This window comes from Serpentinimonas sp. SSL01, assembly GCF_056323735.1.
In genome coordinates this window covers 2097533-2119388 of sequence record NZ_CM150487.1, presented here as the reverse complement: position 1 = coordinate 2119388, position 21856 = coordinate 2097533, and the positions used below count along the sequence as shown (strand labels likewise).

Sequence of the window (21856 nt, the reverse complement as noted above, 5' to 3'; positions counted from 1 at the left end):
GCCATGAACCCGACCCCCGCCCCGCCGCTCGACGTGCGCCTGATGGACGGCGCCGCGACCGCCCTGTTGCTGCTCGCCGCCGTGCTGGCGCTGGTGGCGCTGGGCGGCTGGCTGCTGCGCCAGCCGCTCTGGAGCCTGAACACCGTGGTGGTGCAAGGCCAGGTGCAGCACCAGCGCGCCGCCGCCTTGCAGGCGCACCTGGCCGGGCGGGTGCAGGGCAATTTGCTCACGATCGATTTGCAGCAGGTGCAGCAGCTGTTGCAGGGCGCGCCGTGGGTGCGCCACGCCGTGGTGCAGCGGCAGTTGCCCAACCGCCTGCGCGTGACCATCGAAGAGCACCAGCCCGTGGCTTGGTGGGGGCAGGCTGGGGGCACGCGCTTGCTCAACGAGCACGGCGAGGTATTCGAGGCCGAACCCGATGAGGCGCAGGGCCTAAATTGGAGCGTCTTGTCTGGCCCGGCCGAGCGCGCCCCGCAGGTGCTCGAGTTCTACCGCGCCGTGCAGCCCGTGCTCGCACGCCAGGGCTGGGGCATCGCGCAGCTGGCGCTCGACGAGCGCGGCAGTTGGCGCGCCGTGCTCGACGACGGCGTGCGCATCGAGATCGGACGCGGCAGCGCCGCACAGCTGCTGCAGCGCTTCGAGCAATACGCCCAGACCGTGCCGGCGCTGCTGCAGCACTACGGCGGGCGGCCGCTGGAAAGCGCCGATCTGCGCCACCCCGACGGCTACGCCCTGCGCATCCGGGGCGTGAGCACGCTGGCCGAACTGCAGCTGCCGCCGATCCAAGCCGCTGTCAGAGCGGAACCCGCGGTGCGCCCCGCAGCCCCCACCCCTTAAAAAATAGACCGCTATGCCCAAAGAATACAAAGACATCGTCGTCGGACTCGACATCGGCACCGCCAAGATCATGGTCGCGGTGGCCGAGGTGTTGCCCGATGGGGCGCTCAAACTGGCCGGCTTTGGCGTGGCCCCCAGCAACGGCCTCAAGCGCGGCGTGGTGGTGAACATCGACGCCACCGTGCAGAGCATCCAGCAGGCGCTCAAAGAGGCCGAACTGATGGCCGACTGCCGCATCGCCCGCGTCTATACCGGCATCACCGGCAGCCACATCCGCGGTCTGAATTCCAGCGGCATGGTGGCGATCCGCGAGCGCGAAGTCACGCCCGCCGACGTGGCGCGCGTGCTCGACACCGCCAAGGCCATCCACATCTCCACCGACCAGCGCCTGCTGCTGGTCGAGCCGCAAGAGTTCGTGATCGACGGCCAAGAGGTCAAAGAGCCGATCGGCATGAGCGGCATCCGGCTCGAGTCGCGCGTGCACATCGTCACCGGCGCCCAGAGCGCGGCCGAAAACATCCTCAAATGCGTGCGCCGCTGCGGGCTCGAGGTCGAGCAGCTGCTGCTCAATCCGCTCGCCTCCAGCCTGTCGGCGCTCACCAACGACGAAAAAGAACTCGGCGTGGCGTTGCTCGACATCGGCGCCGGCACCACCGACGTGGCGATCTTTGCCGGCGGCGCCATCCGCCACACCGCCGTGATCCCGATCGCCGGTGACCTGATCACCAACGACATCGCCATGGCCCTGCGCACCCCGACCAAGGACGCCGAGGACATCAAGGTCGAGAGCGGTTGCGCCAAGCAGCTGCTGGCCGACCCCGAGCAGCAAGTCGAGGTGCCGGGCTTGGGCGACCGCGGCCCGCGCCTGCTCAGCCGCCAGGCGCTGGCCGGCGTGATCGAGCCCCGGGTGGAAGAGATTTTCGCGCTGGCGCTGCAAGTCATCCGCGAATCGGGGCACGAGGAGCTGCTCTCGAGCGGCATCGTGCTCGTCGGCGGCAGCGCCGCCATGCCGGGCATGGTCGAGCTCGGTGAAGACGTGTTCCTCAAGCCGGTGCGCCGGGGCAGCCCCAGCTACCGCGGGGCCTTGAGCGACATGGTGGCGCAGCCGCGCGCCGCCACCGTCATGGGTTTGCTCGAAGAGGCGCGGCTGGCGCGGCTGCGCGGGCACAAGGTGGCGCAAAAAAGCGGCTCCATGGGCAATGCCATGGGCCGCATCAAAGACTGGTTTGTAGGCAATTTCTGATTTTTTGGGCGTTTTTCCTGGACAAGCAAGGAGTAAAGCAATGAGCATTGAAATGATCGAAGTCGAAGAGTTCAACCGCGGCACCCAGATCAAGGTGATCGGCGTCGGCGGCGGCGGCGGCAACGCGGTCGAGCACATGATCCGCTGCCGCGTGCAGGGGGTGGAGTTCATCTGCGCCAACACCGACGCGCAGGCGCTGAGCAAAACCGCCGCGCACCGCGTGATCCAGCTCGGCCAAACCGGTCTGGGCGCGGGCAGCAAACCCGACAAAGGCCGCACCGCCGCCGAGCAGGCCGAGGCCACGATCCGCGAGGCCATCGAGGGCGCGCACATGCTGTTCATCACCGCCGGTCTGGGCGGCGGCACCGGCACCGGCGCGGCGCCGATCATCGCCAAGGTCGCCAAAGAGATGGGCGTGCTTACCGTGGGCGTGGTCACCAAGCCCTTTGACTGGGAGGGCGATCGGCGCACGAAAAACGCCGATGCCGGGCTGATCGAGCTCGAAGCGCACGTCGATTCGCTGATCGTGGTGCTCAACGACAAGCTGCAAGAGGTGCTGGGCGATGACATCACCCAAGACGAAGCCTTCGCCGAAGCCAACGACGTGCTCAAAAACGCCGTCGGTGGCATCGCCGAGATCATCAACGTCGAAGCGCTGGTGAACGTGGACTTCGAGGACGTGCGCACCGTCATGGGCGAGCCCGGCAAAGCGATGATGGGCACGGCCGTGGTCAGCGGCCCGGACCGGGCGCGCATCGCCGCCGAGCAGGCCGTGGCCTGCCCGTTGCTCGAAGGGGTGGACATGAAGGGCGCCAAAGGGGTGCTGGTGCTGATCAGCGCCGCCAAGGGCTCGCTCAAGCTCAACGAATCCAAGTTGGCCATGAACACCATCCGCGCCTTTGCCGCCAGCGATGCCAACGTGATCTACGGCACCGCCTACGACGAGTCGTTGGGCGACGCCATCCGCGTCACGGTGGTGGCCACGGGCCTGAACCGCGCCGGTGCGCGCCAGCCGCTGACCGTGGTGCAGACGCCCACCCGCGGCCTGCGCACCGGCACCGACGACGTGCCCTTCATCCCCACCCTGACGACGCCGGTGGGCGGCAGCGGCTTTGGCAACGCGGCGCGCGGCACGGTGCACACGCGCGCCGGCAACGCCGAAGTGCCCAAGGTCTGGCAGCGCCCGCACGACCGCAGCTCGGCCGCTGCGCGCGTCGAGGCGCTCTCGCTCGGCGGCATGGAAGACCACGACATCCCGGCTTTTCTGCGCCGTCAAGCCGATTAAAAGCGCAGCTTGCGTTTGCTTACCGCTGTAACAAAGGGCTTGCGCCGCTGCGGGCGGCTTGGGCGCGCAAAAAATTTACAATGCGCCCAATGATCTTTCAGCGCACCCTCAAAACCCTGACACGCGCCGTGGGCGTCGGACTGCACAGCGGCGAGCGTGTCGAACTCACGCTGCGCCCGGCCGCGCCCGACACCGGCATCGTGTTTCGGCGCACCGACCTCAACGAACCGGTCACCGTCCCGGCGCGCGCGACCTCGGTTTGCGACACCCGGCGCGCCTCCACGCTGGCCAGCGGCGGCGTGCGGGTGAGCACGGTCGAGCACCTGATGAGCGCCTGCTGCGGCCTAGGGGTCGATAACCTGATGGTGGACATCACCGCCGAAGAGGTGCCGATCCTCGACGGCTCGGCGGCTTCGTTCGTCTATCTGCTGCAAAGCGCGGGCATCGTGGCCCAGGCAGCACCGCGGCGCTTTTTGCGCGTGCGCCGCCCGGTCGAGGTGCGTCAGGGCGAAGGGCGGCACCTCAAATGGGCGCGGCTCGAGCCCTACCACGGCTACAAGCTGAGTTTCGAGATCGAGTTCGAGCACCCGGCCGTAAACGCCAGCGCGCAGCAGGTCGAGTTCGAGCTCGGGCGCGACCCCTACGCGCGCGAAATCGCCCGCGCCCGCACCTTTGGTTTTGCGCGCGATGTCGAGGCGCTGCGCGGGCAGGGGCTGGCGCTCGGTGGCGGGCTCGACAACGCCATCGTCATGGACGACGTGAAGGTGCTCAACGCCGACGGGCTGCGCTGCGCCGACGAGTTTGCCAAACACAAGATTCTCGACGCCATGGGCGACCTGTACCTGGTGGGGCAGCCCATGCTGGCCGCCTACAGCGCCTACCGCAGCGGGCACGAGCTCAACAACCGCCTGCTGCGCGAGTTGTTGGCGCAACCCGATAGCTACGAGCTGCTGAGCTTTGAGAGCGAGCGCAGCGCGCCGCGCGGCTTTGCGCAGCTGGCACCGGCCTGGTGAGGACCGACCCGCCATGATGGTCGTGCGCATTCTGATTTTTATGCTGCTCGGTGCCAGCGCACTGAGCTTCGTGCTCTACCTCATCACCGGCCAGATCAAGTACCGGCGCTGGGGCTTTGCCCTGTTCAAGTGGACCATGCTGGCGATCGTGGTCTTCTTTGGCGTGCTGTTCGTGTCGCAGTTCGACTGGTCCTTGAGCGGCTAGGTGGGCGGCCAGGCCGCTCGCACCGCTTTTTTAGTAGCTGCGGCCGCCCTTGTAGCTGGCGTGCGCCCGCGCCTGCAGCGGGCTCACGCGCGCGATCGCCGCCTGCGTGCGCGCCACTTGGGCGTGCGTGATGCACAGCCCGAGCGCGTCGGCGGCGTCGGGGCCGGGCAGGCTGGGCAGCTGCAGCAGGCGGCGCACCATCTCTTGCACCTGCGGCTTGGCCGCCTTGCCGTGGCCGACCACGGCTTTTTTGAGCTGCAAGGCGGTGTATTCGCTCACCGGCAGGCCGGCGGCCACCAGCGCCGTCAGACAGCAGCCGCGCGCCTGCCCCAGCAGCAGCGTGGCCTGCGGGTTGACGTTGACAAACACGATCTCGCACACCGCCGCCGTGGGCTGGTAGCGCTGCACCACCTCTTGGATGCCGGCAAACAACACCCCCAGCCGCTGCGGCAGCAGGGCGCCCGCGCCGCCTTGGGTGCGGATGGTGCCGCTGGCCACGTAGAGCAAGTCGCTGCCGTGGGCGTCGAGCACGCCAAAGCCGGTGGCCTGCAAGCCGGGGTCGATGCCGAGGATGCGCATGGGGGGCTTGGTGCCACGCAGCCGCTCAGGGCAGCTGCACATCGCCCATGCGCGCCAGCACGGTGGCGCTGCGCTGGTCGATGAAGCCGGCGCGAAACTGGCGCTGGAAGCGCTTGGGGGCGGGCAACAACACCGCCAGCCGCGCCGCTTCGTGGGCGCTCAGCCGCGCCGCCGGCTTGCGAAAGTAATGCCGCGCCGCCGCTTCGGCCCCAAAGATGCCCTCGCCCCACTCCACGCTGTTGAGGTAGATTTCTAGAATGCGCTCCTTGCTCAGCAGCAGCTCGAGCATTTTGGTCAGCACCAGCTCCTGGCCTTTGCGCAGCAGCGTGCGCTCGCCCGAGAGCAGCAGGTTTTTGGCCAGCTGCTGCGTGATGGTCGAGCCACCCACCAGGCGCGCGTTGCGTCCGCGCGCCTCGGCCGCGGCCTGACGGCGCAGGTTGAGCTCCCAGGCCGCTTGCAGCGCCTGCCAATCGACGCCGAAATGGGTTGCAAATTCGGCGTCCTCAGAGGCGATCACGGCGCGCTTGAGGTGCGGCGAGATGGCCGCGTAAGGCACCCACTGCTGCGCCCAGCGCAGCTCGCCGTCCTGCTGCGCCAGGCGCCAAGCTTCCGAGCGCTGAAAGGTGGTGCTCACCGGGTCGATCAGCACCATGGTGGCGATGCGCAGCAAAAAAAACACCTGCAGCGCCAGCGCCGCCAGCAGCAGCCACAGCAGCCAGCGCAGCGCAAAGCGCTTCCAAGTGGGGCGGGTAGTCATTGGCTACCGACCCGGGTTTGCACGGTTTCATCGCGGCTGAAACGAAAGCGCGACACCACCACGATCTGGTCCGCCTGGCGGCGCATGGCGCTGGTGAAGGAGCCAAACGAGAGACTGTGCACGATGGCTTCGGCGCGGCTGTCCAAGGCCGGCTGGCCCGAACCTTGCACCACTTCGGTGTCCAGCACGCGCCCGTCGTGGTTCACGGTGATCGCCATGGTCAGCTCGCCAAATAGCTTGTGCCCTTGGAGCTGCGGAAAGTTGGCGGTGCCGTGGTCTTCGATGCGGCGGCGCAACTGGTCGTAATAAATGGCATAGACCGCCTCGCGCGTGGCGGGGCCGAGGTAGCGCTTGCGCGGGCGCTCGTTTTGTTCGTTGACGCGCTGCTCGATTTCGGCCAAGGCCTTGAGCAAAGCCAGCCGGCGCTCTTCTTGGGCCAGCGCCTGTGGGTCGGCTTGCGCCTGCGCGGCGTTCAAGGGGGCGAGGGTGGCCACTTGCTGGCGCAATTGGGCCAGCATCCGGGTCTGTTGCACTTGCATGTCTTGCAGGCGGCGTTGTTGCTCTTGCAGCGCGTCGCCGCTGCGCTCGATCACGGCCGGTGGCAGCGGGGAGGTGGCACGCCCGGCGTCGGCCTCGCCACCACCGGCCAGGTTGGCTTGGGCAATGGCCTGCGCCCGCTCGGGGGCTTGCGGCGCGCGCGCATTGACCAGCACCACATCGAGCGGCGTGTCGTGCCAGACCCGTTGCAGGCCCTGCGGGTGCACGATCTGCACCGTCAGCACGGCCGCGTGCGCCAGCAGCGAGACCGCCAGCGCCAAATGCAAGGTGCTGATCGAGCCCAAAAAACGCCACAGCTTCACGGTGCCGGCGCTCCTTGTGCGAACGCAGGCAGCGGCAGCTGACACAGCTCGCGCAGCAGCGCCGCCAACGAGCGGCCAGCGGCGTGCAGCAGCTCGTGCCCCAAGGCGGCGTCGGCGGCGGCGGCGTTGCCCACCGCGCCTTCGGGGTGGTAGTCTTGCATCTGCCAGCCCAGCTTGGCGCTGCGGCCGTTGCCCAGAATGGGCCAGCGCTGTGCCCGTTCTTGCGAGCTGGAGGGGAAGTGGCGCGCCTGCTGCATGCGCACCAGCTGCGGGCGCAGCGCCAGCATCATCGAGGTCTCGAGCTGGCCGGCGTGGATGCCAAAGCGGCGCTCATCGGCGCTAAAGTGCAGCAGCAGGTCTTGCCCCTGCGCGTCGAGCAAGGGCAGGTTGAACCAGCTGGCGCCATAGACCAGCAGCCCGCACTGGCCGCGCAGCTCGCGTGCCGCCACCTCCAGCAAGCCGTTGTGGCCGCCGTGGCCGTTGAACAGCAGCAGCTTGCGCACCCCGGCGCGGGCCACCGATTGCCCCAGCTCCAGCCACAGACGCAGCACGGTGTCGGGCTGCAAAGTCAGGGTGCCGGCAAAGCGCTGGTGCTCGCTGCTGTAGCCCACCGCCTGCGTGGGCAGCACATAGACCGGCCAGAGCGGCTCCCAATGCGCCGCCGCCGCCGCCAGCACGCCTTCGACCAAGTCGGCATCGACCGACAGCGGCAGGTGCGGGCCATGCTGCTCGATCGCCGCCACGGGCAGCAGCGCGACCGTGCGCGCCGGATCCAGCGCGGCGAAGTCGGGGCTGCACAAATCGGCCCAGCGCGGCAGATGGGGGGCGGTGCTCATGGCGGCATCTTAACGCGCCTTAGGCTGGGCGAGGCCCGAGCGAAGCCCAATCCCGAGCCCAGCGAACCTTATGTCTCCAGCAACTGCTGCACATGCGCGCGCAAGGGGCGTGGCCGGGCGATGCCAAAGCCTTGCACAAAATCGACGCCGTACGCGGCGAGCAGGTGTTTTTGCGATTCGCGCTCTACGCACTCGGCGATGGTCAGCAGGCGCATGGTTTTGCAGACCTCACAGATCGAGCGCACGATCTGCTGATCGACCCGGCTGGTTTCGATGTCGCGCACAAAAGAGCCGTCGATCTTGAGGTAGTCGGCCTCCAGCGCCTTGAGGTAGTCAAAGGTGGCCAAGCCGGTGCCAAAATCGTCCAGCGAGGTGCTGGCGCCATGCTGGCGCAGGCGCTGGAACAGCTCCACCGCCTGCGGGCGCTGCGCGATGCCAGCGGTTTCGGTGATTTCAAAACACCATTGGCGCGGGCTCAGGCCGCTGGCTTCAATGGCGGCGACGATGTCGTCGAACAAGCCGGGGTCCGAGACCGATGCGCCCGACAGGTTGACCGACAGCTTCCAGTTTTTGTTGCGCTGCTGGGCCAGCGGGCGCACCTGCGCGGCAGCCTCGATGAGCACCCAACGATCGAGTGCCGCCGCCAGCCCGTGGCGCTCGGCCATCGGGAAAAACGCGGCCGGCGACATCGGGCTGCCGTCGGGCAGGGTCCAGCGCAGCAGCACCTCGGCCCCCGCTTCTTCTTGCTCGCCCAGGGCGCGCCGGATCGGCTGGCAGGCCAGCCACAGGCCCGTGGTGGCGCCCTCTTGCGGCTGGCGCAGCAGCTCGCGCAGGTGGTCGAGGCACTCGAGCTGCTGGCGGCGCAGGCGCAGCAGGTTTTCGGGCCGGGCCGGGTTGCGGGTGGCGGCGGTGCTGCCGTTCCAGCCCACATGCGTGGCTTGGGCCAGCAAGGCCAGCCGCTGCTCGGGCTGCAAGGGCTGCCCATCGTCGTCGAGCCGGCCGATCGCCAGTTGCAGCCGGGTCGATTCCCCCGCCACCCCGTAGCGTTTGCCGTCCAGAGCCTGCTGTATGCCCTCCACCAAGCCCTTGCTGGCCCAACCGGGCCGTAGGCACAGCACAAAGAAGCCCTCTTTCATGCGGCTGATCTGGCTGCCGCTGGGCGCCAGTTGCCCCAAGGCGATCGAGATGTCGCGCTCGACCGAGCGCGCCAGCGCCAGATCAAAGCGGTCTTCGATCTGGCTCAGGTTGCAGGCCTCCACGCCCAGCAGGTCGGGGTGCGGGGCGCTTCGGCGCAGGTGCTCGAGCAGCCCGGTTTCGTTCAGCCGCCCGGTCACCGGGTCGGTGTGCGCCGAGCGCCGCAGGGCGCGTTCGAGCAGACGGCGCTGCGCCATCACGGCCGAGACCAGAAAACCCACGGCGGCCAAAAATATCAGCAGCACGGTCTGGTCGATGATCCAAGTGAGGGCGTACGCCTCCGCTGCCGGGTAGTTTGGGGCCAGCGCCACCATGGTCACCGAAGCCGCAGCCGTGGCCCAGTGCACCAGCAGCGGGCGGGCACCAAAGGCGGCCCACGCCACCAGCCCCAAAAATAGGTAGCGCATCGCTTCGGCCGAGCCCAGGTTGGCGCGGTCGGCCACATGGGCCAGTAGCCCAAACGACACGAACAGGCTGCACCACAGCACGGTCTGGCGGTCTAGCAGGCGGCGCCATGGGTAGGCGCGGTGCTTGAGGGCGTTGAGCGACAGTTGGGTGGCGCGCCCAAACATCAGCAGGCCAAACACCTGCGACAGCGCCATCAGGATCATGACCTCGTAATCGGCCCAGGCGGGGGTGTCGAGCAGCAGAAACTGCCAACTGCCCAGCAAGGTGAGCACGGCGCTGGCAGGCAGCACCGCCAGCAGGTGAAAGCTGGCGGTGCGCAGCAACGGGTTGTGGCTTTGGATGCGCGGGTAGAGCAGGCGCAGCGCAACCCAAGCCAGCAGCAGCGCCAGCACCAAGGCACCGACGCCGATCAGCGACTCGAGCGTGCCGATGCCGTGCCAGCCGTGCCAAGCCGCCACCCCCAGCGCAAGGGCCGGGATCATGGCCGGTCCGTAGGCGAGCACCGCACCCAGCGCCACGCCGTTGGCGGGCCAGATCAGGCTCATCCCGAGCCCTTCAATGGCGAAGTGGAGCGACAGCTCGGCCACCAGCATCCACAGCAAGGCGCACAGCAGGCCGCGTTGCAATGTCTTGGCCTGCGCCGCCCAGCGCCCCGCAGCCGGGTGCCCGATGGCGCTGGGGCGGGCGGTGTCGTCAGGGCGGGTGGCGGTCATGCGCAAAAAAATAGCGTTGAAGTTGCCATTTAAGCATATTCAGGCCGCAGGCGCGTGACAGGAGGGCCGCGGCGCAAAGCGTTTAGCATAGCCCCCATGAACCGCCCCGCCGCGCCCGCCCGACCTGCCAGCGCCCGCTCTGCCGCTGCCGCCACGCCATCGCTGGCCCGTCCGGCTGTGCCCGCCATGGCGGCGGGTGCGGCCTTGCAGTGGCTCGAGCCGGCCAGCGTGCAGCAGCTGCGCGCCCTGTTTGGGCCGGGGGCGGCGCTGCGCATGCCGCTGCTGGACAGCCGCACGCCGGCCGGCTTCCCCTCGCCGGCGGCCGATTTTCAGCACGAGCGCGTCGATCTGCTCGAACACTTGGCGCTCGACCGGCCCTACACCTTCATGGCGCGCGTGCGCGGCGTTTCGATGAGCGGCCGGGGCATCGACGACGGCGACCTGATCGTCGTCAACCGCCAGCTCACGCCGAGCCATGGCCACATCGTGGTCGCCTTGGTGGACAACGAGCTCACCGTCAAGACGCTGCAGCGCCAGTCTGGCAGCACCCGGCTGGTGGCGGCGCACCCGGACTACCCCGACATCGTGCTCAGCGAGGGCCAGACGCTGGAGGTGTGGGGTGTGGTCACGGCCACCATCAAAAAAATGGATTACTGAGCGCAGCGCTCTGAGTGCCGACCTTGCCTATGTCCACCCAAGCCGCTGCCCCAGTTGCCGCCCCCCCGGCACGCCAGCACCCCGGCGCCTTTGCGCTGGTCGATGGCAACAACTTCTATGCCTCGTGCGAGCGGGTGTTCGAGCCGCGCCTGATCGGCCGCCCGCTGGTGGTGCTGTCCAACAACGACGGCTGCGCCATCGCCCGCTCCGAAGAGGCCAAGGCGCTGGGCATCGCCATGGGCGCGCCGTGGTTTCGCATCCGCCACCTCGAGCAGCAGGCCGGTCTGGTGGCGCTGTCGGCCAATTTTTCTCTCTACGGCGACATGAGCCAGCGCCTGATGGAGGTGGCCGCCGCACTGGGCTGCGGGCAGGAGATCTATTCGATCGACGAGTGCTTCATCGACCTCGCCGGCGTGCCCGACGCCAGCGCCCGCGCGCGCCAGACGCGCGAGCGCATCCAGCGCTGGCTCGGCTTGCCGACCTGCATCGGCATCGGCGCCACCAAAACGCTGGCCAAACTCGCCAACCACATCGCCAAGAGCGCCGAGCGCAAACCCGGCAGCTACCCGGCGCGGCTGGCCCAGGTCTGCAACCTGCTCGAGCTCAGCGCGCGCCAGCGCGACTGGCTGCTGCAGCGCACGCCGGTGGCCGAGGTCTGGGGCGTGGGGCCGCGCTGGGCGGCGCAGCTGCAGGCCCACGGGGTGCAGACGGCGCTGCAACTGCAGCGGCTCGACCCGGCGCTGGTGCGCCAGCGCTGGTCGGTGGTGCTCGAGCGCACCGTGCGCGAGCTGGGCGGGCTGGCTTGCATCGGGCTCGAGCAAGCGCCGGCGCCCAAGCAGCAGATCGCCTGCACCCGCAGCTTTGGGCAGCCGGTGACCGAGCTCGACGACCTGCGCCAGGCCCTGAGCCACTTCTGCAGCCGCGCCGCCCTCAAGCTGCGCCAGCAAGGCAGCCGCGCCGGCGCGCTGCTGGTGTTCATCCGCACCAGCCCTTTCAGGCCCCAAGACGCACCCTACGCGCGCTCGCTGGTGCTGCCGCTCAGCCCGCCCAGCGACGACACCGTGCGCTTGGTCGGTGCCGCTTTGCAGGCGCTGCAGGCGCTGTACCGGCCCGGTTACCGCTACGCCAAGGCCGGGGTGATGCTGCTCGATCTGCAAGCGGCGCCGCCGCAGGCCACGCTCGACTGGGGTGCGCCAGATGAGGACGGCGGGGACGGCGAGGGCAGTGGGCGCAGCCAGCGCCTGATGCAGGCGCTCGATACCGTCAACGCCCGCTTTGGTGCGCAGGCCCTGCGGCTGGGTTCCTCGGGTGGGGGTGGCGGCCCGCCGGCGCCGGGCTGCGCCGAGCCTGCCGCGCGCCCCTGGCAGATGCGCCAGCAGCGCCGTTCGCCGCGCTACACCACGCGCTGGGACGAGCTGTGGCAGGTGCGGGCCTGAACTGTCATCCACACGGTGTAGGCTGACAGCCGTTTGATGCACGCCACGCCGCCACTCCCCATGACCCCAGACACCGCCGCCCCCGCCCCCGACCGCCACCCATGGGCGGTGTTTTTGGTTTTTTTGCGCCTCGGGCTTACGTCCTTTGGCGGCCCGATCGCGCATCTGGCCTATTTCCGCACCGAATTTGTGCAACGGCGGCGCTGGCTCGACGAGCACGAGTACGCCAGCCTGGTGGCGCTGTGCCAGTTTTTGCCCGGGCCGGCCAGCAGCCAGGTGGGTTTTGCGCTGGGCTGGTCGCGCGCCGGGTATCGCGGCGCCTTGGCGGCGTGGTGTGGCTTCACCTTGCCTTCGGCGCTGCTGCTGGTGGCTTTTGCGTTTCTGCTGCTGCACCACGGGCAGGGGCTGCCCGAGGGCCTGTTGCCGGGCTTGGTGGTGGCGGCGCTGGCGGTGGTGGCGCAAGCCGTCTGGGGCATGGGGCGCAGCCTGTGCCCCGATGCGCCCCGGCGCGCGCTGGCCCTGCTGGCGGCGCTGGCGGTGTTGCTGTGGCCCAGCGCCTGGACGCTGATGGGCGTGATCGTGCTGGGCGCAGCGGCCGGCCGTTGGGTGCTGGCGCCAGACCCCAGCGCGACGGCAGCAGAAGGCACACAAGGCCTGCAGATCGCGCTCGGCCGCCGCACGACTTGGGTTTGCCTCGCCTTGTTTGCGCTGATTCTGCTGGCCTTGCCGCTGGGGGCTTGGGCCAGCGGCAGCTTTTGGGTGGCGCTGGCCGAGGTGTTTTACCGCAGCGGTGCGCTGGTGTTTGGCGGCGGCCACGTGGTGATGCCGATGCTGCAAGCCGAGGTGGTGCCCAAAGGCTGGGTCGATCTGCAGACCTTTTTGGCCGGTTACGCGGCGGCGCAGGCGGTGCCCGGGCCGTTGTTTACCTTTGCCGCTTTCCTAGGTGCAGCGGCGGGCGGCTGGCTGGGCGCCGTGCTGGCGCTGCTGGCGGTGTTTGCGCCGGGCATGCTGGTGCTGCTGGCGGCGCTGCCGCACTGGCAGCGTCTGCGCCAGAGCGCGCAGGCGCAAAACGCCATCGCTGGCGTCAGCGCTGCCGTGGTCGGGCTGCTGCTGGCGGCGCTGCTGCAGCCGCTGCTGGCCGGGGTGGTGGCCAGCGCTCAAGATGCAGCCCTGCTGGCGCTGGCCGCGCTGGCGCTGCTGTGGGGCAAGTGGCCGGCGTGGTTGGTGGTGCTGGGCAGCGGCGCACTCGGGGCGCTGACGGCGGCTGCGTTTTAGCCCGGCGGCACGCTGTCGGCAAAGCTCGGGCGCTGCATCAGTTTGGCCTGCAACCGGGCCAGGTTGGGGTGGGCGGCGCGCCAGTCGATGTGCGCAAAGCGAAAATCCAAGTAGGCCAGCGCGCAACCCGTGGCCACATCGGCCAGCGTAAAGTGCTGGCCGTGGCAAAAAGGCTGCTCGCCCAAGCGCGCGCTCATGGCGCGCAGGCCGTGCGCGATCTTGCCCAGCTGGCGCTCGATCCAAGCGGGGCTGCGCTGCGCGGCCGTGCGGCCTTCCCAGTGCCCCTCCATGCGCGCGGCAAAGGCGGCGTCGCTCACGCCGTCGGCCAGCACCTCCCATACTTTTACTTCCAGTCGCTCGCGCCCGTTGGCCGGAATCAGCTTGCCCACCGGCGAGAGCGTGTCGAGGTATTCGACGATCACGCGCGAGTCGTACACCGCCGTGCCGTCGTCAAGCAGCAGACACGGCACCTTGCCCAGCGGGTTGTGCTGGTGGATGCGGGTGTCGGCGGCCCAGACGTTTTCGTCGGCCCAAGCGCAGTCGAGCTTTTTTTCGGCCAGCACCACGCGCACCTTGCGCACGTAGGGGCTGGTCAGCGATCCGATGAGTTGCATGGGTACTCCTTGAAGGTTCGAGATGGGCACGGGGCACGGGGCTGAGGCGGTGGCGCCAGCGCCCGTGGTTAGAATGATTATCGGCCTGCTGCCGGGTTTTGCCCCTTACAGCCTGGCTTTTTGCCCTTGCCCCACTGGAGTTTGCCTGCAACATGAAAAGCGTGCCTGAAACACCCTGGCACCGCCTGCCGCCCGACGAGGTGCTCGGGCGGCTGGATGCAAACCCGCAGCAGGGCCTCGAGGCACCCGAGGTGCAGGCGCGCCAGCGCAGCCACGGCCCCAATGCGCTGCCGCCACCCAAGGGGCGTGGCCCGCTGCTGCGCTTTTTGCTGCAATTTCACCAGGTGCTGGTGCACATCCTACTGGTGGCCACGGTCATCAAGCTCGCCGTGGGCGCTTATACCGACGCGGCGGTGATCTTTGGCGTGATCTTCCTCAACGCCGTGATCGGCTTCGTGCAGGAGGGCAAGGCGCTGGGCGCGCTCGAGGCGCTGGCGCGGGCGCTGACCACCGAGGCCACGGTGCTGCGCGGCGGGCAGCGCCAGCGCATCGACGCGCGCGCGCTGGTGCCCGGCGACATCGTGCTGCTGGCCTCGGGCGACAAGGTGCCCGCCGACCTGCGCTTGCTCGGGGTGCGCGAGCTGCGCGTGGCCGAGGCCGCGCTCACCGGCGAGTCGCTGCCGGTCGAAAAAAGCGCCGAGCCGCTGGCCGCCGACACGGTGCTGGCCGACCGCCGCAACATGGCCTATTCCTCGACCCTGGTGCACTACGGCACGGCCACCGGCGTGGTGGTGGCCACCGGCACCGGCACCGAGATCGGTCGCATCTCGCAGCTGCTGGCGCAGACCGACGTGCTGGCCACGCCGCTGACGCAGCGCATCGCGCGCTTCAGCCACTGGCTGATGTGGGCCATCCTGTCGCTGGCGGCGCTCACCTTTGCCGTCGGCACCTTCGTGCACGGCAAGCCGCTGGTCGATATGTTCATGGCGGCGGTGGCGCTGGCGGTGGCCATGATCCCCGAGGGGCTGGTGGTGGTGCTCACGGTCACGCTGGCCATCGGTGTCAGCCGCATGGCCCGCCGCCACGCGATCATCCGCCACCTGCCAGCGGTCGAGACGCTGGGCAGCACGACCGTGATCTGCTCCGACAAAACCGGCACCCTCACGCGCAACGAGATGACCGTGCAGCGTCTGTGGGCCGGCGGCGCCGGTGCCGAGGTCAGCGGCGTGGGCTACGCGCCGCAGGGCGCGCTCAGCCGCGACGGCCAGCCGCTGCCGGTGCTGCCGCCGGCGCTGCATGAGCTGCTGCGCGCCGGCCTGCTGTGCAACGACGCCGTGCTGCGCGAGGATGACGGCGGCTGGCGCATCGACGGCGACCCGACCGAGGGCGCGCTGATCGTGGCCGCGCGCAAGGCCGGCCTGCTCGAGGCCGCCGAGGCGGCGGCGCACCCGCGGCTCGACGCGCTGCCCTTCGAGTCGCAGCACCAGTACATGGCCACGCTGCACGGCGGCGCGCCGCCGCAGCTCTACCTCAAGGGCGCGGTCGAGGCGGTGCTGGCGCGCTGCAGCCACGCGCTGGCCGCCGACGGCAGCCTGCAGCCGCTCGACCCCGACGCCGTGCACGCCCAAGTCGAGGCCATGGCCCGGCTGGGCCTGCGCGTGCTGGCTTTTGCGCGCCGCAGCGGCCAAGGCTTGGCGCACATCGGCCACGATGATGTGGCCGGCGGCCTCGAGTTCATCGGCCTGCAAGGCATGATCGACCCGCCGCGCGCGGAGGCGGTGCGCGCGGTGCAGGCCTGCCACACCGCCGGCATCCGCGTGAAGATGATCACCGGCGACCACGCGGTCACGGCCGCGGCCATCGCCGCCGAGATCGGGCTCGATCCGCACGCCAGCCGCGAGCACCCGCCGCGCGCACTCAGCGGCCGCCAGCTCGAGGCGCTGGACGCCGCCGCGTTCGAGGCCGCAGCCGCCGACACCGCCGTGTTTGCGCGCGTCACCCCGGAGCAGAAGCTGCGCCTGGTGCAGGCGCTGCAGGCGCGCGGCGAGGTCGTGGCCATGACCGGCGACGGCGTCAACGACGCCCCGGCGCTCAAGCGCGCCGACATCGGCGTGGCCATGGGCATCACCGGCACCGAAGTCTCGAAAGAGGCCGCAGCGATGGTGCTGACCGACGACAACTTTGCCAGCATCGAGGCCGCGGTCGAAGAGGGTCGCGGCGTGTTCGACAACATCGTCAAGTTCATCAGCTGGATTTTGCCCACCAACGCCGGGCAGGGGCTGGTGATCATCGCCGCCATTTTGGCCGCGCAGCCGCTGCCCATCCTGCCGGTGCAGGCGCTGTGGATCAACATGACCACCGCCGTGCTGCTGGGCCTGACGCTGTGCTTCGAGCCGCGCGAGGCCGGCATCATGCGGCGCCCGCCGCGGCGGCCCGAGGCGCCGATCCTCAACCTCGAGCTGGTGCTGCGCATCGTGCTCGTCGGTGTGATGCTGATGATCGGCGCGACCGTGCTGTTCCACCACGCCATCGCGCGCGGGCTGTCCGAGTCCGAGGCGCGCACGATCGCGCTGGCGGTGTTCGCGGTCGGGCAGTCGTTCTACCTGCTCAACATGCGTTCGCTGCGGCTGTCGATGTGGCAACTCGGGCTCATGAGCAACCCTTGGATTTGGGTCGGCATCGCGGCGATGATGGGCTCGCAGCTGCTGCTCACCTACGTGCCGCTGATGAACACGCTGTTCCACACCGCGCCGATCGCGGCCGCGGAATGGCTGCCGGTGCTGGCCGTGGGCCTGACGATCTATGCCGTGATCGGTGCCGAAAAACTGCTGCGCAAGACGCTGGAAGCGCGCGCCGCGAGAGGCTGAAGGCGCGCGCCGCAATGAGCGCAGGAAGCGCCTGCGAACCCACCTGTTGCAAAATACCCATCCGTGGCCCACGCCGCCCCCCAAGGAGCCTGTCATGCAAATTGTTGTCGATGTGCCCACTCACTACCTGGACGCCATGCACCGCGCCCCCGACGACTTTGCCCTAGAGGCCAAATTGGCCATGGCGGCGAAATTGTTCGAGATGAAGCGGCTGTCTTCCGGCATGGCGGCGCAGTTGATCGGTATGGACCGTGTGAGCTTTCTGGCGCAACTGCACCGCTGCGGCGTGCCCCTGATAGACCTGAGCGTTGACGAACTGGCCTCGGACGTGGATCATGCCTGAGCGCCAAGGCACGGTGGTCACCAACACCACGCCCTTGATCGCCTTGGCCGCCGCCACCGGCAGCTTAGACGTGCTGCGCTGTCTGTACCACCGGATCGTCGTGCCTTTGGAAGTGGCCGAGGAGGTGCGCGCTGGTGGTCGGCACGCTTTTGGGGCCGGTGCATTCATCAACGCGAGTTGGCTCGACATACAGGCTGCGCCGGTCAAATTGCTGCCCCTGTTGCAAAACTCACTGGACTGCGGTGAGGCTGCAGTCATACAGACCGCGCTGAACTTGGAGCTGCCGCTGGTGTGCATTGATGAAGCCGTGGGGCGCCGGGTGGCGCGGCTGTGCAACTTGACCCTTACCGGGTCGATAGGCATCTTGCTCAAGGCCAAGCAGCAAGGCTACGAGGTGGACATGGCCGCCGCCCTGCAGCGCATGCGCACCCAAGGCATCTGGCTTAGCGACCGAGTGGTGCAGTTTGCACTGACGCATTGAAGCGTCTTGTGGTTGTGTGGCAGGCTTGCGGCCTTGACGCGGCTGGCGGGGATCGAAACCACAACCCTCAGCTTCGAAGGCCGGCACACTGGCCACTGAGCCACAGCAGCCCATGTCAGCCCCAAGCCGCGCTTTTACAATCGCCAGCACCATGCAAGCCACACCCCCCCTCGAATTTTCGCCCCTCACCGCCCTGTCGCCGCTCGACGGGCGCTACCAGCCCAAGCTCGACGCGCTGCGCCCGATTTTGAGCGAATACGGCTTCATGCGCTGCCGCGTGCAGGTCGAACTGGTCTGGCTCGAGCAACTGTGCGACGCCGGATTGGCCGGCACGGCGCCGCTCAGCCCCGAGGCGCGCGCGCACCTGCGCGCCATCGTCGCGCGCTTTGGCCCGGCCGACGCCGCCGCCATCAAGGCGATCGAAAAAACCACCAACCACGACGTGAAGGCGGTCGAATACTGGATCCGCGGCAACCCCGATCTCGGCGTGGCCGGCGCCTTTGCCGGCTGGCCGCAGCTGCAGGCGCTGGGCGAGTTCGTGCACTTTGCCTGCACCAGCGAAGACATCAACAACACCAGCCACGCCCTGCAGCTGCAAGCGGCGCGCGAGCAGGTGCTGCTGCCCGGGCTCGATGCCATCGTGGCGCAGTTGCGCGACCTGGCGCAGCGCTGGGCCGCAGTGCCCATGCTCAGCCGCACCCACGGCCAGAGCGCCAGCCCCACGACGGTGGGCAAAGAGCTGGCCAACGTGCTGCAGCGCCTGCAAAGCGCGCGCCAGCGCATCGCCGCCGTGCCCCTGCTGGCCAAGCTCAACGGCGCCGTGGGCAACTACAACGCCCACCTCGCCGCTTGGCCCGATTTCGACTGGGAAGCCTTTGCCCGCCGGGTGGTCGAAACCCCCGCCGCCAGCGCCGACACCGCAAGCGCGCCAAATGCCCCAAATGCCGCCATCGGCTTGGGCCTGAGCTTTCAGCCCTACAGCACCCAGATCGAGCCGCACGACTACATGGCCGAGCTGTTCGACGCCGTGGCGCGCAGCAACACCATCCTCATCGACCTTGCGCGCGACCTCTGGGGCTACATCAGCTTGGGCTACTTCAAGCAAAGGCTCAAGGCGGGCGAGATCGGCTCCTCCACCATGCCGCACAAGGTCAACCCGATCGACTTTGAAAACGCCGAGGGCAACCTCGGGCTGGCCAATGCGCTGCTGCGCCACTTGAGTGAAAAACTGCCCATCAGCCGCTGGCAGCGCGATTTGAGCGACTCCACCGTGCTGCGCAACATGGGCGTGGCGCTGGGCCATGCGGTGCTGGCGCAGCAGTCGCTGCGCGTTGGGCTGGCCAAGCTCGAGCTCAACCCCGCTGCCGTAGCCGCCGACCTAGACGAGGCTTGGGAGGTGCTGGCCGAGCCCATCCAGACCGTGATGCGCCGCCACGGCATAAGTGGCGCCTACGAAAAACTCAAGAGCGCCACCCGCGGCCAAGCGGTCACGCGCGCCGCCTTGCACGAGCTGATCGAATCGCTCGAGCTGCCGCCCGACGACAAAGCGCGCCTGCTAGCCCTCACCCCGGCCGGCTACACCGGCATGGCCGAGGCGCTGGCGCGGCGGGTGTGATTGGGTTTTGGCGGGCTTTGAGTGTGGCGCGGCTGGCGGGGATCGAACCCACGACCCTCGGCTTCGGAGGCCGATACTCTATCCACTGAGCTACAGCCGCGCAGAGCCTTCCATTCTAGCAGCCTAGCGCACCCCCAAAGACACCCCCAAAGACACACGCCCAAAGCCCCACCTAGATCCAAGGCAAGCTGGGTGGTCAAAACGCAGCCCCGCGCGCATAAAAGGCCCGATGGGCTGTGCTAGAATTACGGTTGTGGCCCGGTAGCTCAGTTGGTAGAGCAGCGGACTGAAAATCCGCGTGTCGGCAGTTCGATTCTGCCCCAGGCCACCAATAATGAAACCCCAACCTCTCTCGGTTGGGGTTTTTTCTTATGTACTCCCGCCAGACCCCGCGAACACGCGCGGAACGCTGAGTAAGTTTGCGGACTTCGACAGTCCTGCTGCCTGCCTACCTCTGGCCACATGGCGCTCTCTCCGGGCCAGTCCTCTCTCCTTTCTAGCCAGCTAAAAACTGCCCGAAGTCCGCAGGCGTCACGCCTTCGACCTTTGTAAATCAACGGGTTGCGCGTTGATTGATCAAGCGGTTGTTTTTTGGCATTGGTAAGCAATCGGTGATTTCGCCCTTGGCTGGCACGTTCATGCGCTCAACTATCGTTTGCAGTTTGTCAGAAGTCGATATACAATTCTGACAAACGGAGTCTGACCATGAGCCATCTTGCTGAAACCATCTTGTCTGCTGCACAAGCCTTGCCCGAAGGCGGCTTGCTGTCGGCCAAAGAGTTCCTGCATCTGGCCTCCAGAGCTGCGGTGGATCAGACCCTCACCCGTTTGACACGCGAAGGCAAGCTGATGCGCGTTGGGCGAGGCGCCTACGCCGCACCGGTGATCAGCCGCTTTGGTGCGCGCCCCCCTTCGACCGAAGCCGTGGTCAAGGCCATTGAGTCCGCCAGCGGCGAGGTGATCGTTGCCAACGGAGCCACCGAAGCCAACGCACTGGGTTTGACCACCCAGGTGCCGACCCGTGAGGTATTCCTGACATCGGGGCGCTCACGCAAATTGCAGCTCGGCAACCGAACCGTTGAACTCAAGCATGGCAATCGGTGGCAGCTGGTTCTGGGTGCGCGTCCGGCCGGCATGGCGATCCGTGCTCTTTCCTGGCTGGGCCCGGAGCAAGCATCCTCGGCACTGAAGATGCTGCACACCAAGCTACCACCAGCGGAATGGGCAGCGATGCGCTCTGCCCGAGCCGTCCTGCCCAGTTGGATGGCGCGTGCGGTGAGCGAGATCAGCGAACATGCCTGAATCCTGGTTTGAACTCAGTTCCGCTGACCAGTCCGAAGCCCTTGAGGTGGCCGCAGGTCGGAGTGGCAGGCCAGCACACCTGCTTGAAAAAGACATCTGGGTCGTCTGGGCTTTGTCTGCAATTTACAACTCGCCGCTGGGCAACACACTGACCTTCAAGGGCGGCACATCGCTGTCCAAGGTGTACAAGGTCATCGACCGTTTCTCTGAAGACATCGATCTGACTTACGACATCCGCGAGCTGGTGCCGGATCTGTTGCGCGATGGCAATCCCATTCCGGCGTCAGCGAGCCAGGAGAAAAAGATCACCAGTGCGGTGCGCAGCCGCTTGCCGCAATGGATCGAACAAACTGTTCAACCCGTTATTGAGCAGGCGTTGGTGGCCAGCGGGCTGCAAGCCGAGCTGAGCCTGGCCGGCAAGGACAGTGACAAGCTCATCATCACTTATCCGGCAACCAAGAAGGGAACAGGTTACGCCGCAGCCACGATCCAGTTGGAGTTTGGTGCGCGAGCCACCGGTGAACCCCATCAGCGACATCACGTGGCCTGCGACATCACCCCGCTCATTGACGGGGTGAGATTTCCGACAGCGCAGCCTCTGGTGATGGCGGCAGAGCGTACCTTTTGGGAGAAGGCGACGGCGGCTCATGTGTACTGCCTGCAAGGGCGGCTGCGAGGAGATCGCTATTCACGCCACTGGTATGACCTCGCCGCTTTGGCCAAAACGACGCACTTCGCTTCAGCGGCCAGCGATCACGAGCTGGCGCGGCAGGTGGCCGAACACAAGTCCATGTTCTTCGCTGAGAAAGATGTCGACGGCGGAAAGGTCGATTATTTCCAGGCGACCTCGGGGGATCTCCGGTTGATCCCGCAGGGGCCGTCACTGGACGCGCTGGCGAAGGACTACGCAGCCATGCTGGAAGATGGACTGCTGGCTTTTGAACAGCCCACCTTTGAAACAGTCATGGCGAGCTGCGCATCGATTCAAGATGAGATTAATCGTCTGGCTCGGCGAGACTGACAACGCGGCACACGGACTGAGTCTGCGCCCGCTGCTCATCCCATAACAGCGGCGTCCCCGACGCGAGATCAAACAGCGTCACCTCTGACGGCAGCGTTTCATCCAGGATGGCGGCCACGATGTCCGGCGCCAGCGTGGTGAGGTTAACCATCCGGCTCACGTAAGCCCGATCCATACCCTCGCGCTCGGCAACCTCCGTCAGGTTTTCTGCTTCCCCAGACTCCAGCATCGCCAACCAGCGGTGACCACGCGCCAGCGCCATTTGGATGGGTGTCGGTTTGTCGTTGATGGGCCTGGGCTTCAAGGTATTGCCAG

General features: G+C 67.8%; 21 protein-coding genes and 2 tRNA genes. 15 read left to right on the top strand and 8 right to left on the bottom strand.

Going from position 1 to position 21856, the window contains the following annotated elements; all coding sequences use genetic code 11:
- The first annotated feature begins 3 nt into the window (after positions 1 to 3).
- The 5 genes from ACVMK0_RS09965 to ACVMK0_RS09945 all read left to right on the top strand — a co-directional run bounded on the left by ACVMK0_RS09965 (position 4) and on the right by ACVMK0_RS09945 (position 4583).
- On the top strand, positions 4 to 837 hold the full coding sequence (locus ACVMK0_RS09965) for a cell division protein FtsQ/DivIB (protein WP_476463704.1): 834 nt from the start codon (positions 4 to 6) through the stop codon (positions 835 to 837).
- A gap of 13 nt (positions 838 to 850) precedes the next feature.
- A complete protein-coding gene (gene ftsA / locus ACVMK0_RS09960) occupies positions 851 to 2080 on the top strand; it encodes a cell division protein FtsA (RefSeq protein WP_045536741.1) in 1230 nt (409 codons plus the stop codon).
- A 40-nt stretch (positions 2081 to 2120) separates the two neighbouring features.
- Positions 2121 to 3365 (top strand): cell division protein FtsZ, encoded by a 1245-nt coding sequence (gene ftsZ / locus ACVMK0_RS09955; protein WP_476463703.1) that lies wholly within the window; start codon positions 2121 to 2123, stop codon positions 3363 to 3365.
- An 89-nt stretch (positions 3366 to 3454) separates the two neighbouring features.
- Positions 3455 to 4378, top strand: coding sequence for a UDP-3-O-acyl-N-acetylglucosamine deacetylase (gene lpxC / locus ACVMK0_RS09950; RefSeq protein ID WP_476463702.1), 924 nt, complete (start codon positions 3455 to 3457; stop codon positions 4376 to 4378).
- Positions 4379 to 4391: 13 nt separating this feature from the next.
- On the top strand, positions 4392 to 4583 hold the full coding sequence (locus ACVMK0_RS09945) for a hypothetical protein (RefSeq protein ID WP_250960551.1): 192 nt from the start codon (positions 4392 to 4394) through the stop codon (positions 4581 to 4583).
- A 30-nt stretch (positions 4584 to 4613) separates the two neighbouring features.
- On the opposite strand, the gene ruvC is transcribed toward ACVMK0_RS09945, so the two are convergent.
- The 5 genes from ruvC to ACVMK0_RS09920 form a co-directional block, all read right to left on the bottom strand.
- Positions 4614 to 5162: a crossover junction endodeoxyribonuclease RuvC gene (ruvC, locus tag ACVMK0_RS09940; protein WP_250960552.1), complete on the bottom strand. Its 549-nt coding sequence runs from the start codon at positions 5160 to 5162 to the stop codon at positions 4614 to 4616.
- Between the two features lie 25 nt (positions 5163 to 5187).
- Positions 5188 to 5919 (bottom strand): monofunctional biosynthetic peptidoglycan transglycosylase, encoded by a 732-nt coding sequence (gene mtgA, locus ACVMK0_RS09935; protein WP_476463701.1) that lies wholly within the window; start codon positions 5917 to 5919, stop codon positions 5188 to 5190.
- Entirely contained in the window at positions 5916 to 6779 is an 864-nt protein-coding gene (locus ACVMK0_RS09930) for an energy transducer TonB (RefSeq protein ID WP_476463700.1), read from the bottom strand. The genes mtgA and ACVMK0_RS09930 overlap by 4 nt, the downstream gene beginning before the upstream one ends.
- Positions 6776 to 7615, bottom strand: coding sequence for a creatininase family protein (locus tag ACVMK0_RS09925; protein WP_476463699.1), 840 nt, complete (start codon positions 7613 to 7615; stop codon positions 6776 to 6778). Before ACVMK0_RS09925 ends, ACVMK0_RS09930 begins: the two co-directional genes overlap by 4 nt.
- A gap of 68 nt (positions 7616 to 7683) precedes the next feature.
- Entirely contained in the window at positions 7684 to 9930 is a 2247-nt protein-coding gene (locus ACVMK0_RS09920; RefSeq protein WP_476463698.1) for an EAL domain-containing protein, read from the bottom strand.
- A gap of 96 nt (positions 9931 to 10026) precedes the next feature.
- Between ACVMK0_RS09920 and ACVMK0_RS09915 the strand changes: the two genes are divergently transcribed.
- From ACVMK0_RS09915 to chrA, 3 genes are read left to right on the top strand one after another with little or no spacing between them, the layout of a single operon-like run.
- Positions 10027 to 10587 carry a LexA family protein gene (locus ACVMK0_RS09915; protein ID WP_476463697.1) on the top strand — a complete coding sequence of 187 codons (561 nt, stop codon included), beginning with the start codon at positions 10027 to 10029 and terminating at the stop codon, positions 10585 to 10587.
- A gap of 29 nt (positions 10588 to 10616) precedes the next feature.
- Positions 10617 to 12023 (top strand): Y-family DNA polymerase, encoded by a 1407-nt coding sequence (locus ACVMK0_RS09910; RefSeq protein WP_476464681.1) that lies wholly within the window; start codon positions 10617 to 10619, stop codon positions 12021 to 12023.
- Between the two features lie 60 nt (positions 12024 to 12083).
- On the top strand, positions 12084 to 13298 hold the full coding sequence (gene chrA / locus ACVMK0_RS09905; protein WP_476463696.1) for a chromate efflux transporter: 1215 nt from the start codon (positions 12084 to 12086) through the stop codon (positions 13296 to 13298).
- On the opposite strand, the gene ACVMK0_RS09900 is transcribed toward chrA, so the two are convergent.
- Positions 13295 to 13912, bottom strand: coding sequence for a glutathione S-transferase C-terminal domain-containing protein (locus tag ACVMK0_RS09900; RefSeq protein ID WP_476463695.1), 618 nt, complete (start codon positions 13910 to 13912; stop codon positions 13295 to 13297). The genes chrA and ACVMK0_RS09900 overlap by 4 nt on opposite strands.
- Before the next feature lie 152 nt (positions 13913 to 14064).
- On the opposite strand from ACVMK0_RS09900, the gene ACVMK0_RS09895 reads away from it, so the two are divergent.
- The 4 genes from ACVMK0_RS09895 to purB all read left to right on the top strand — a co-directional run bounded on the left by ACVMK0_RS09895 (position 14065) and on the right by purB (position 19218).
- Complete coding sequence (locus ACVMK0_RS09895; protein WP_476463694.1) at positions 14065 to 16779, top strand: cation-transporting P-type ATPase; 2715 nt, start codon at positions 14065 to 14067, stop codon at positions 16777 to 16779.
- A gap of 94 nt (positions 16780 to 16873) precedes the next feature.
- Positions 16874 to 17122, top strand: a complete 249-nt coding sequence (locus ACVMK0_RS09890; RefSeq protein ID WP_250960561.1) for a UPF0175 family protein — start codon at positions 16874 to 16876, stop codon at positions 17120 to 17122.
- Positions 17115 to 17603, top strand: coding sequence for a PIN domain-containing protein (locus ACVMK0_RS09885; RefSeq protein ID WP_476463693.1), 489 nt, complete (start codon positions 17115 to 17117; stop codon positions 17601 to 17603). Before ACVMK0_RS09890 ends, ACVMK0_RS09885 begins: the two co-directional genes overlap by 8 nt.
- A 151-nt stretch (positions 17604 to 17754) precedes the next feature.
- Positions 17755 to 19218 carry an adenylosuccinate lyase gene (purB, locus tag ACVMK0_RS09880; protein ID WP_250960563.1) on the top strand — a complete coding sequence of 488 codons (1464 nt, stop codon included), beginning with the start codon at positions 17755 to 17757 and terminating at the stop codon, positions 19216 to 19218.
- Positions 19219 to 19242: 24 nt separating this feature from the next.
- Here the strand turns inward: purB and ACVMK0_RS09875 are convergent.
- Positions 19243 to 19318 (bottom strand) — tRNA-Arg (locus ACVMK0_RS09875).
- A gap of 155 nt (positions 19319 to 19473) precedes the next feature.
- On the opposite strand from ACVMK0_RS09875, the gene ACVMK0_RS09870 reads away from it, so the two are divergent.
- From ACVMK0_RS09870 to ACVMK0_RS09860, 3 genes are all read left to right on the top strand, one after another.
- Positions 19474 to 19549: transfer RNA gene (locus tag ACVMK0_RS09870), tRNA-Phe, on the top strand.
- Between the two features lie 374 nt (positions 19550 to 19923).
- Positions 19924 to 20520, top strand: coding sequence for a DUF6088 family protein (locus ACVMK0_RS09865; RefSeq protein WP_316892974.1), 597 nt, complete (start codon positions 19924 to 19926; stop codon positions 20518 to 20520).
- On the top strand, positions 20513 to 21541 hold the full coding sequence (locus ACVMK0_RS09860; RefSeq protein ID WP_476463692.1) for a nucleotidyl transferase AbiEii/AbiGii toxin family protein: 1029 nt from the start codon (positions 20513 to 20515) through the stop codon (positions 21539 to 21541). The genes ACVMK0_RS09865 and ACVMK0_RS09860 overlap by 8 nt, the downstream gene beginning before the upstream one ends.
- Here the strand turns inward: ACVMK0_RS09860 and ACVMK0_RS09855 are convergent.
- Positions 21516 to 21845: a hypothetical protein gene (locus ACVMK0_RS09855; protein WP_476463691.1), complete on the bottom strand. Its 330-nt coding sequence runs from the start codon at positions 21843 to 21845 to the stop codon at positions 21516 to 21518. The genes ACVMK0_RS09860 and ACVMK0_RS09855 overlap by 26 nt on opposite strands.
- Positions 21846 to 21856: the final 11 nt, after the last annotated feature.